Origin of the sequence: Xanthomonas codiaei (assembly GCF_002939785.1) — a bacterium.
Classification (GTDB): Bacteria; Pseudomonadota; Gammaproteobacteria; order Xanthomonadales; family Xanthomonadaceae; genus Xanthomonas; species Xanthomonas codiaei.
In genome coordinates, this window is sequence record NZ_MDEC01000055.1 from 1 (window position 1) to 11,040 (window position 11,040).

Here is an 11,040-nt window from a genome sequence, read left to right on the forward strand (position 1 = left end):
GGGGCTCCTGGGGGCTGGGTTGGTGTGGTAACCCCCATCTTCCAGATCGGCCCCGGATGAACAACCTACTGAGAGATCACAGCTAGACCTGCTCAGCGCGCCACCCCGATAAACCGCAGGCCCACGCCCGGTTCGGTCACGATGTAGTGCGGGTCGGCCGCATCGTCATGCAGTTTCTGGCGCAGCTTGCCGACCAGGATGCGCAGGTAGTGGGTGTCTTCTTCGTGGGTGGGGCCCCACACCTCGCGCAGCAACTGCGGTTGCGTCACCACCCGGCCGGCGTGCTTGAGCAGCAGCGCCAGCAACGCGTATTCCTTGCGACTCAGCGGCACCGCTTCGCCATCGAGGGTGACCTCGCGAAGGCCCAGGTGGATATGCAGGCGGCCGTCGTCGAACACGCTTTCTTCCAGCATGCTGCCGGCGCCGGACTGGCGCAGCAGCGCGCGGATGCGCGCCATCAGTTCCTGCACGCCGAACGGCTTGGTGACGTAGTCGTTGGCACCGGCATCGAGCGCGGCGACCTTCTCGGTTTCGCCTGCGCGCACGGTGAGCATGATCACCGGCACGCTGGACCACTGGCGGATCTCGCGCAGCACCTCGTGGCCATCGCGATCGGGCAAGCCGATATCCAGCACCACCAGTTCGGCGCCCTGCCCGGCCAGCGTGGCCAGGCCCTCCTCGGCGGTGCCGGCCTGCAGCACGCGGTAGCCCTGCGCGCGCAGGCTGATGTCGAGAAAACGGCGGATTTGCGGCTCGTCGTCGACGATCAGCACACGGGCGGGCGGGATGGCAGCGGGGTCAGTCGGCATCGGTGCGGGGTGGCGCGGCAGGGAAGAGCAGCGGCAGCGTAATGCGAATCGTGGTGCCCTGACCATGCGCCCCGGCCAAGGCCTCCACGCTGCCGCCATGCGCGCCGATCATGCCCTGGCAGATGGTCAAGCCCAGACCGGTGCCGTGGCGGCCGCGGTCGCCGCGCTCCACGCTATAGAACATGTCGAAGATCCGCGCGCGCTCGTCTTCGGGAATGCCCGGGCCCTGGTCGCCGATATCGATCTGCAGCGCGCCACTGCGCAGTTGCGCCTGCACCGTGACCGCCGTGCCGGGTGGCGAAAATTTCGCCGCATTCTCCAGCACGTTGAAGATGGCCTGTTCCACCAGCGCCGGATGCACCCAGATCGCCGGCAGGTCGGGGGCCAGGTCCAGTTGCAGACGCACCTGCGGCTGGTAGCGCTGCAGGCGGCGGGTGGCCGAGCCGATCAACTCGTCCACGCCGATCCAGTCGCGATTCAAGGTCAGCCCGGTGTGACCGAGCCGGGTCATGTCGAGCAGGTTCTGGATGTAGCGGTCCAGCCGCTCGCCTTCGAGCTGGATGGTGTCGAGCAGGCTGTGGCGGTCATGCGCGTCCATCGCATCGCCGTAGCTGGCCAGGCTGCTGGCCGAGCCGATCATCGAGGCCAGCGGCGAGCGCAGGTCGTGCGAGACCGAGGACAGCAGCGCCGAGCGCAGCCGCTCGGTTTCGCCGCTCACCCGCGCGCCCTCCAGGTCGGCGACCAGCCGCGTGCGCAGCGCGGCCTGGCCGATGTCGTCCACCATCGCTTCGGCCAGGCGGCGCTGCTCCAGGCCGGGCCGCTGCACGCCTTGCCGGAAGCGCAAGGCCGCCACGCCCAGGGTGCCGCGCTCGTGCCGCACCGGCAGGCACCACCACTGCGCGCCGGCCAGGGTATCGGTGAAGCGTCCGGCCGGCTGCCCGTGGCGCTGGGTCCACTCCGCCGCGCTGCGGTCGAGCGCGCCGAAGCCGGGCGGCGCCTCGCTCTCGCGCTGTTCCAGGCGCAGCCAGACCTCGGCATCCAGCGCGGTGGTCAGCGCGCGCCGGCCGGCTTCCAGTACCTGCCCCAGATCGGCGGCGGTACTGAGCTGGCGGCCCAGCGCCTGCAGTGCATTGGCATGCGCATTGGCCGCACGCAGCGCCAGCACCTGGCTGCGCAGGCGCGAGGCCAGCCGCCCGGCGACCAGTGCGGCAATCAGGAACAGGCACACCGTCACCACGCCCTGGCGGGCACTGATGTGCAGGGTGAAACGCGGTTCGATGAAGAAGAAGTTGTAGGCGACAAAGCTCAACAGCGCCGCGATCACCGCCGCGGCCATGCGCGTGCGCGAGGCCACCAGCACCACCGCGACGATGAACACCATCGACAGGTCGTCGATCTCGGTCCAGCGCTGCAGCAGCCACGCCACGCCGACTGCGGCAGCCGCTGCGATCGCCGCAAAGGCCAGGTCGTAGCGCTGCAGCCACTGGCGCGGATTGCGCCAGCGCTGACGCGCGCGCGCGCGCGCATCGGCAGAGCTGACGATGACCAGTTCGTAATGCGCGCCACGCTGCAGCAGTTGCTGGGTCAGGGTGCGGTTGAACATGCGCGCCAGCGGGCGTTCGCGCGTGCGCCCCAGCACCAGCGTGGAAACGCCGTTTTGCGAGGCGAAATCCAGCAGGGCCTCGGCGACATTGGCCCCATGCAGCAGCGCGGTGTCGCCCCCGAGCCGGCGCGCGAGCGCGAAGGCGCGGTCGATCTCCAGCTGCCAGTCCGCGTCGGCGACGGTACGCGTCTGCACCGTCGCCACTGTCCACGGCGCATCGCGGCGCTCGGACAGGCGCCGCGCCACCCGCACCAGATACTCCGAACTGCCGCGGCCGTCGATGGCCACCACCACGCGGCGGCGCAACGCAGCCGTGCCGGGCAGCCCGCGTGCGGCCTGGGTGTCGCGCAGATCGCTGTCGACACGGTCGGCGGCGGTCTGCATCGCCAGTTCGCGCAGGGCGGTGAGGTTGGAGGGCGAAAAGAACGCCTGCAAGGCCTGGGAGGCCTGTTCGGGCAGATACACCTTGCCCTGCTGCAGCCGCTCGATCAGTTCGCGCGGCGGCAGGTCCACCAGCACGATGTCGCGCAGGCGGTCGAACACCGCATCGGGCACGGTTTCGGACACGCGCACGCCGGTGATGCGCAGCACGATGTCGTTGAGGCTTTCCAGGTGCTGGATGTTGACCGTGGTGTAGACATCGATGCCGGCATCGAGCAATTCCACGATGTCCTGCCAGCGCCGCTCATGCCGGCTGCCGGGCACGTTGCGGTGCGCCAGTTCGTCGATCAGCGCAAGCCGCGGCTTGCGTGCCAGCAATGCATCCAGATCGAGCTCTTCCAGTACCCGTCCCTGGTAGTTCACGCGCATGCGCGGCAGCAGCGGCACGCCGTCCAGCAGCGCCGCGGTTTCGCTGCGCCCGTGGGTTTCCACCACGCCGGCCACCACGTCCATGCCCTGCCGCAGACGCTCGCGCGCCCGCGACAGCATGGCGTAGGTCTTGCCCACGCCGGGCGCCGCGCCCAGGAAGACCGTGAGCCGCCCGCCGTGTTCGCGTTGCAGTTCGCCGATCAGCGCGTCGGCGTGTTGGGTGCGGGCATCGGACATGGAGGCCGGGATTGGGGATTGGGGATTGGGGATCCGGGTCCCGGGTCCGGGCCCCGCGAAAGCGTACCGCGCAGTGAGTGCGCATGACGTCCATGCGCTTGAGAGCCATCGCAGTGCTCTACTGCGTTGGCTGCTGTCTTCAACGGGTCCCCGGTCCCGGGTCCCGGGTCCCGGCTTCATCCAGCGCCATATTCAGCGCCAGCACATTCACCCGCGGCTGCCCGAGCAGGCCGAACTGAGGTTGTTCGGTGGCGGCCTGCAGCAGTGCGGCGACGCGTTGTTCCGGCCAGCCGCGGGCGGCGGCGACGCGGCGCACCTGTACCTGCGCGCCGGCTGGGCTCAGGTGCGGGTCCAGGCCGCTGCCGGACTGGGTCAGCAACTCGCCGGGCACCGCATCCGGGGCGATGCCATCGCGCGCGGCGACCTCGGCACGGGTAGTAGCGATGCGCGCCTGCAGGTCCGGATTGGAGCGCGCCTGGTTGCTGCCGGCGGCGGCGGTGAGGTCGTACTTGGCCGCGGATGGGCGCGGCTGGAAGTAACGCGCATCCGTGAAGGGCTGGGCCACCAGTGCCGAACCGACCACCTTGGCCTCCGCGCGCAGCAACGAGCCCTGCGCCTGCGCCGGAAACAGCGCGCCGGTGATGCCGGTGGCGACCAGCGAATAGGCCAGGCCCAGGCCGAGCAACGTGAACGCGGCAAAGGCAAGGGAGGCGCGCAACACGCCATCGTCGCGCAATGGCAGGGAGGTGGACATGGCAATGCTCCTGGAAGAAGTGGTCATGACTCAGGCCCCCAGGGTGGCGGCCAGCGCCAGGTCGATCAGCTTGATGGCCGCGAACGGCAGCAGCACGCCGCCCAGGCCGTAGATCAGCATGTTCCGGCGCAGCAGCGCGGTGGCGCTGGAAGGACGGAAGCGCACGCCGCGCAGCGCCAGCGGGATCAGGGCCGGAATGATCAAGGCGTTGAAGATCAGTGCCGCCAGCACCGCATGCCGCGGGCTGGAGAGCTGCATCACGTTGAGCGCGGTCATCGACGGAATTGCCGCAGCAAATAGCGCCGGCAGGATCGCGAAATACTTCGACACATCGTTGGCCAGCGAGAACGTGGTCAACGCACCGCGCGTGATCAGCTGCTGCTTGCCCACTTCCACCACTGCCAGCAGCTTGGCCGGATCCGAATCCAGGTCGACCATGTTGCCGGCCTCCTTGGCCGCCTGCGTGCCGGAGTTCATCGCCAAGCCGACGTCGGCCTGCGCAAGCGCCGGTGCGTCGTTGGTGCCGTCGCCGACCATCGCCACCAGCCGCCCGCCGGCCTGTTCGGCACGGATGCGGGCCAGCTTGTCTTCCGGACGTGCCTGCGCGATGTAGTCGTCCACGCCGGCTTCTGCGGCAATTGCGGCAGCGGTGAGCGGGTTGTCGCCGGTGATCATCACCGTCTTGATGCCCATCGCCCGCAATTGCGCGAACTTTTCCTTGATGCCCTGCTTGACCACGTCGCTCAACTCGACCACGCCCAGCACATGCCGGCCTTCGGCCACCACCAGCGGCGTGGCACCGCCGCGCGCAACTTCCTCGATGCGGCCCTGCAGTTCCGGCGACACCGTGGCGCCCTGCGCCTGCACATACGCCACGATCGCATCGCCGGCGCCCTTGCGGATGCTGCGGCCGGCCAGATCCACGCCAGACATGCGCGTCTGCGCGGTGAAGGCGATGAAATGCGCGCCCTCCGGCTCGACAGCAACCGCACCCTGCTGGCGCGCCAGCTTGACGATGGACTTGCCTTCCGGCGTCGGGTCCGCCAGCGAGGCCAGCATGGCCGCGTCACGCAGTTGGGCGCGGTCGATGCCGGCCAGCGGATGGAACACGGTGGCCTGGCGGTCGCCGTAGGTGATGGTGCCGGTCTTGTCGAGCAACAGCACGTCCACGTCGCCGGCCACTTCCACGGCCTTGCCGGACTTGGCCAGCACATTGGCCGACAGCGCACGGTTCATACCGGCAATACCGATCGCCGGCAACAGGCCGCCGATGGTGGTGGGGATCAGGCATACCAGCAGCGCGATCAGCAGCAGCGGATCGAGCGTGACGCCGACGAAGCCCGCAATCGCCGGCAGCGAGGCCACCACGATCAGGAAGGTCAGCGTCATCGCTGCGAGCAGCAGGGTCAGCGCGATCTCGTTCGGCGTCTTCTGCCGGTTGGCGCCTTCCACCAGCGCGATCATGCGGTCCAGGAAGCTGTGGCCGGGCTCGGCGGTGACCTTGAACACGATCTCGTCGGACAGCACCCGCGTGCCGCCGATCACGCCACTGCGATCGGTGCCGGCCTCGCGCAGCACCGGTGCCGATTCGCCGGTGACCGCCGCTTCGTTGATGGTGGCAAGACCGCGCACGATTTCGCCATCGGCCGGGACGAATTCGCCCTCGGACACGATGACGTAGTCGCCCGGGCGAAGCTCGGCTGCCGGCAGCCGCGTTTCGCGGCCACCCAGCGCGGTTTCCACCCGCCGCGCCACCAGGTCCTTGCGTGCGCGGCGCAGCGAGGCGGCCTGGCCGCGGCCGCGCGCTTCGGCGATGGCTTCGGCGAAATTGCCGAACAGCACCGTCACGAACAGGATCGCGGTCACCGCCCAGCCGAAGCCGGCATGGTCCTGCCCGCTGGCGGTGATCACCGCCGCCAGCACGGTGCCGCCCATCACCACCGCCATCACCGGGCTGCGCAGCAGATGCCGTGGCGACAACTTGACGAAGGCCGCACGCATCGCCGCGACCAGCACACCAGCGTCGAACAAGGCTGCATCGCCGCGTTCGCGCTTCTCATTCAATTGGATCGTAGACATTGTTCGGTCTCAGGACGCCGCCAGGGCGAGGTGTTCGGCGATGGGGCCCAGCACCAGTGCCGGCATGAACTGCAGCACGGTCAGCACGAGCACGATCGCCATCAGGGTCAGCGCAAAGGTGGGCGTTTCAACTTGCAGGCTGCCGGCCGACTCGGGCGCGCGCCGCTTCACCGCCATGCGCGCAGCCACCATCAACGGCAGGATCAATGCCGGGTAACGGCCCAGGGCCAGCACCACCGCGCAACTCAGGTTCCACCAGTACGTGGCATCGCCCAGCCCCTCGAAACCCGAGCCGTTGTTGGCGAACGCCGAGGTGTACTCGTAGAACACCTGGCTGATGCCATGGAAGCCGGGATTGGAATTGGCAGTGAACGAAGGCACCGCCAGCGCCACTGCGGTAAAGCCCAGCACCACCAGCGGCTGCAGCAGGATCAGCACCGCCAGCAGCTGCACCTCGCGCGCTTCGATCTTGCGGCCGAACAGTTCCGGCGTGCGCCCGGTCATCAGCCCGGCCAGGAACACGCTCAGCAGCAGATACACCACGAACTGCTGCAGACCGCAGCCGATGCCGCCCCAGATCGCGTTGATCAGCATGTCCACCAGCGTGACCAGGCCGCTCAGCGGTGCCAGCGAATCGTGCATCGCATTGACCGAGCCGTTGGAGGTCTGCGTGGTCAAGGCCGCCCACAACGCGGAGGCGTCGGCGCCGATGCGCACTTCCTTGCCTTCCATCAACGCCGGCGAGGTCGCACTGCCCGAATGCGCTTCGGACCACAGCAACAGCGCGGTACTTGCCGCCGACAGCGTCAACATGGTGCCGAACACCAGCGCCGTGAGCCGTTTGCGTCCGGTCAGGTAGCCGACCATGAACACCACGCTCATCGGCAGCAGCACCAGTGCCAGGGTTTCCAGCAAGTTGCTCAGCGGCGTGGGATTTTCCAGCGCCACCGTGCTATTGGGGCCATACCAGCCGCCACCGTTGGTGCCGAGCTGTTTGGCCGCCACCATGGCCGCCACCGGGCCTACCGGAATGGTCTGCCTGGCCATGCCGGCGCCGCTGTCCAGCGGCACGGCAGTGGCCGCGCCCTGCAATGTGGACGGCACGCCCTGCCAGCCCAGCAGCACCGTCCACAGCAGGCACAGCGGCAGCAACACGCGCACGCTGGCGCGGATGACGTCGGCCCAGTAGTTGCCGACATCCGCGTCGGCAAGTGCCTCCGCGCCGGAGCTTTGCGGTTGCCCGCCGTGGCGCGCCAGCGCCGTCTCCGCATCGTCCTGCCGCGCACTCGCCGTTGCTTCCGCTGTCGGCAAGGCATCGGGCACACCTGCGATGGCGCGCCCACCGAACAACGCACGCAGCGTTGCCACCGCCAGCGCCAGGCCCATCATCGGCGTCGCCACCTGCAGGCCGACGATGCCGGTCATCTGCGACAGGTAGGACAGCTGCGACTGGCCGGAGTAATGCTGCTGATTGGTGTTTGTAAGGAACGACACCATGGTGTGCAGCGCGGTATCCCAGCGCATGTTGGGAATGGCATCGGGGTTGAGCGGCAACCAGGCCTGGGTCATGAACACCGCCCAGGTCAGCAGGCCGACCACCAGGTTGCTGACCAGGAACGCCATGGCGTAACCGCGCCAGGACATGCCCTGCTGCGGGCGCGTGCCGAGCAGCGCGTACAGGGGCCGTTCGATCAGCCCGAACACGCCATCGCCCCGCATCGGGGCGCCGCGCATCACCGCCGCCAGGTACCGGCCCGCGGGCCACGCCAGCACGATGGCCAGCGCGTAGACAAGAAAGGTTTCAGTCATTGCAGCGCACTCGCATCAGAAGTCTTCGGGCCGCAACACCACGTACAGCAGGTACGCGGCGGCAACGAGTACGGCCACGCCGCACAACAGGGACAACCAGGCAGGCATGTCGCTCACTCCCCGAAACGTGCGCAGGCACGCGACAAAGTGAGGCTGCCTGCATCTTCAGGCAGCCGGGACACGACAACAGGGCAAGGCGCCGCCGCACCGCGCGCGCAGCGCCGGTGGAGCAGACAGGTCAAGGGATGCATCGGAATCGTCCACGGCGGAACCGCTCCGCCAACCCGCGCAGTGTCTTCCTGCGCTGCGTAAAGTCGCTATGGACCTGCCGCAGCCGGGGCGTAAATTCCGCATAAAGCCGCTCGATGGCTGTCAGCGGGAAAGCCGGATAAACGCTCAGCCGATTGCGCTTGCGGCAGATTGCTCCGCGATGGCGGATGCCCGGGGTCTGGATCGATCCTGTGGTTGACGGCACCCGGAGCGTGCCGCGTGATGCCTCTTCGCATGCCGGCGACGTACGGAATCCAGGGCTGCTTCGAGATGGCAGGCTCCCTTACGGGGTTCAAGCCCCCGGAGTCTTGCGGAAAGGCGAGGACATCCAGCGACTGCGTGGCAGGGGCGGCTACGTTCGCGCTTGATGGCCATGCGGCCGGAGCACGCCTCCCGGCACACGGCGCCGCGGCTGCCTGTCAGTGACATCGAGCGACAGCCATGTCGAGCTGCGTCCTCCGATTGCAACAACAGCACCTGGTCGGTGGCGGGATGCCCTCCCCCGCTTCCGGGACACGCCGTACATCCGTCCATGACGGCTTCCTGGCGGCATCCATGCGGCCAAGGGCCCCGCCACCGGCGAGGGCATTCCGCCTGTGGCGTTGGCCGCGTGCAGTGGAACGGAGATGGATGGAACAGCGATGGTCGGTGATGGACTGCACGCAGCGCGGCCCGGCTGACTGTCGGTGGATCGGTGGTTGAGGGGCTGGATTAGCCGTCAACGCTGTTCACCGCAGTCGCTGCAATCATCGGTGCCGAATGACTGCGATCGAGCTGGAATGCACGATCAGGGCATCACCCGTCCTGGATGCGAACCGCCACCTGATCGGCGCAATCACCGGCTGATTGCGCCATCAGAATGCGCTGCCTCATCGGCCGGGCGTATCACCGCAGCGGCACGTTCAACACCGATGGGGTGGCGACCGGCGAGGTGAACGTCACCGTGCCGCCGCCATCGCTGGCATCGGTGTAGCGCGCATCGCGGGTATCGACGACCAGCACCAGCCGCTGTCCGGCCGGGATCTCGGTCGCCGCTGCCTGCAACGGCCAGTCCAGCGTCACCGCACGGCCGGCGGTAACACCACGCAGCGAGTACGGTGCATGCGTGATCAACTGCGCCACCCCCAACGCGTCCATGCGGTACAGATACGCAAACAGGCTCACGTTCGACTGGCTGGGTACCACGGTCACGCGCAGCGACGGGCTGCCCGCCAGCCGGCGCACGCCATTCGACGGCGAGCCTACCCAGACCGCGGCAGCGGCGCGACTCACCAGCGGGATCGAGGTGGTCACCGGCAGCCCGATGCCCTGCAGCAGGCCGCTGACCAGCACCACCCCGGAGTCGGCCACGGTGGGCACATCGGTGGCGATGCGCGATTGCCAACCGCTGGCGCTGCCGCCAACCAGGCCACCGGTGGGGATGAGCGAGCCCGTCGGCGCGGACAGACCCAGCCGCGTGCTGCCCTGCTGTACTGCCGCCCAGTCCGGATACTCCAGCCATTGCCCGGCGCGCGGCGACAACCGCACCGGCGCTTCGGCATCCACCCCATTGTTGCGTTGCTTGAGATGGCGGTCGAACCAGCGCGTGGTCGCGGTGTAGATCTCATTGGGCAACCCCAGGGCGCCCGGCAATTCGGTCGTCGCGTGGTCGCCCTGGCTCAGCAGCAATTGCTTGGGCCCGCGCAATCGATCGAAGAACGCGATGGTCTGGTTGGGCGGGAACAGCCCGTCGTTGAAGGCATTGCCCAGCAATACGGCGGTGCGGTTGCGGTTGAGCGCGTCCACCCCGCTCGCCGGGCTGCGCGAGGCGGCCTGCGGCAGGAAGCCCTGCACTGCGCCGTCGTAATCGCCAACGGCGACCTGCCGCCCGATCTGCGCCAGGTCAGGACCGGGCCGGCCGGTCAAGGCCCCCGCGCCCACCAGCAATCCGACGCCCTGCTGGCTGACCGTGCGATTGGAATACAGCGCCGCTTCCAGATCGGCCCAGCCACTCAGGGCGGCCACTGCCTTGATGCGCGGATCGCGCTCTGCCGCGAGCAGGCTGATACCGGCTCCGTACGAGATTCCCGACGCGCCGATCGCATTCGGGTTGGCCGGCGTATGCGCCAGCGCCCAGTCGATCACCGCGCTGACGTCTTCCACCGTGTCCGGCCCGGCGATATCGATCTGCCCAGCCGAATCCCAGAACCCGCGCGAGGTGTAGCTGACCACCACGTAGCCGTCGCTGGCCAGTTGGGTGGCGCGGCCCAGATATTCCAGGTTGGGCAACGACCAGCTGGCCGGCATCACGATCAACGGAAACGGCCCGGCGCCCTGCCCCTGCGGCACCAGCACCAGGGCCCCCATCTGCGCGCCATCCCAGCCGGGGATGCGTTCATAGGTCTTGCTGAAGGCACCCGCCACGGCCGACGCCGAGGCCATCAACAACGCCAGTGCGGCGATGCCACGAATCCAACGCTTGCTCATGCTGCTTCTTCCATGCAAGGCCGGGCCGGGATGGCCCAGCGGCAGTTGCCATGCATCTGTGGTTCGGGGGGAGAACGCCAAGCGAACGTACCAGACGGTACGGTATGGCTCAAGGGCCGGGATTCGGGATTCGGGATTCGGGATTCGGGATTCGGGATTCGGGATTCGGGATTCGGGATTCGGGATTCGGGATTCGGGATTCG

General features: G+C 68.4%; 7 protein-coding genes. All 7 read right to left on the reverse strand.

Annotation, left to right across the window (positions count from 1 at the left end):
* Positions 1-92: 92 nt before the first annotated feature.
* Complete coding sequence (locus XcodCFBP4690_RS21615) at positions 93-809, reverse strand: response regulator (protein WP_104544312.1); 717 nt, start codon at positions 807-809, stop codon at positions 93-95.
* Complete coding sequence (locus XcodCFBP4690_RS21620; protein WP_104544314.1) at positions 799-3,459, reverse strand: sensor histidine kinase; 2,661 nt, start codon at positions 3,457-3,459, stop codon at positions 799-801. Before XcodCFBP4690_RS21620 ends, XcodCFBP4690_RS21615 begins: the two co-directional genes overlap by 11 nt.
* A gap of 139 nt (positions 3,460-3,598) precedes the next feature.
* Positions 3,599-4,213, reverse strand: coding sequence for a potassium-transporting ATPase subunit KdpC (gene kdpC / locus XcodCFBP4690_RS21625; protein ID WP_104544316.1), 615 nt, complete (start codon positions 4,211-4,213; stop codon positions 3,599-3,601).
* A gap of 30 nt (positions 4,214-4,243) precedes the next feature.
* Positions 4,244-6,292 carry a potassium-transporting ATPase subunit KdpB gene (kdpB, locus tag XcodCFBP4690_RS21630; protein ID WP_104544318.1) on the reverse strand — a complete coding sequence of 683 codons (2,049 nt, stop codon included), beginning with the start codon at positions 6,290-6,292 and terminating at the stop codon, positions 4,244-4,246.
* 9 nt (positions 6,293-6,301) lie between these two features.
* Positions 6,302-8,101 carry a potassium-transporting ATPase subunit KdpA gene (gene kdpA, locus XcodCFBP4690_RS21635; RefSeq protein ID WP_104544320.1) on the reverse strand — a complete coding sequence of 600 codons (1,800 nt, stop codon included), beginning with the start codon at positions 8,099-8,101 and terminating at the stop codon, positions 6,302-6,304.
* Positions 8,102-8,116: 15 nt separating this feature from the next.
* Positions 8,117-8,209: a potassium-transporting ATPase subunit F gene (locus XcodCFBP4690_RS21640; protein WP_006452907.1), complete on the reverse strand. Its 93-nt coding sequence runs from the start codon at positions 8,207-8,209 to the stop codon at positions 8,117-8,119.
* Positions 8,210-9,256: 1,047 nt separating this feature from the next.
* A complete protein-coding gene (locus XcodCFBP4690_RS21645) occupies positions 9,257-10,837 on the reverse strand; it encodes a CocE/NonD family hydrolase (RefSeq protein ID WP_104544322.1) in 1,581 nt (526 codons plus the stop codon).
* Positions 10,838-11,040 lie beyond the last annotated feature (203 nt).

What these genes read in the sequence shown, in the direction of transcription:
- XcodCFBP4690_RS21615 (WP_104544312.1), bottom strand. Translation starts at nt 809, where the DNA reads ATGCCGACTGACCCCGCTGCCATCCCGCCCGCCCGTGTGCTGATCGTC.
- XcodCFBP4690_RS21620 (WP_104544314.1), bottom strand. Translation starts at nt 3,459, where the DNA reads ATGTCCGATGCCCGCACCCAACACGCCGACGCGCTGATCGGCGAACTG.
- kdpC (WP_104544316.1), bottom strand. Translation starts at nt 4,213, where the DNA reads ATGTCCACCTCCCTGCCATTGCGCGACGATGGCGTGTTGCGCGCCTCC.
- kdpB (WP_104544318.1), bottom strand. Translation starts at nt 6,292, where the DNA reads ATGTCTACGATCCAATTGAATGAGAAGCGCGAACGCGGCGATGCAGCC.
- kdpA (WP_104544320.1), bottom strand. Translation starts at nt 8,101, where the DNA reads ATGACTGAAACCTTTCTTGTCTACGCGCTGGCCATCGTGCTGGCGTGG.
- XcodCFBP4690_RS21640 (WP_006452907.1), bottom strand. Translation starts at nt 8,209, where the DNA reads ATGCCTGCCTGGTTGTCCCTGTTGTGCGGCGTGGCCGTACTCGTTGCC.
- XcodCFBP4690_RS21645 (WP_104544322.1), bottom strand. Translation starts at nt 10,837, where the DNA reads ATGAGCAAGCGTTGGATTCGTGGCATCGCCGCACTGGCGTTGTTGATG.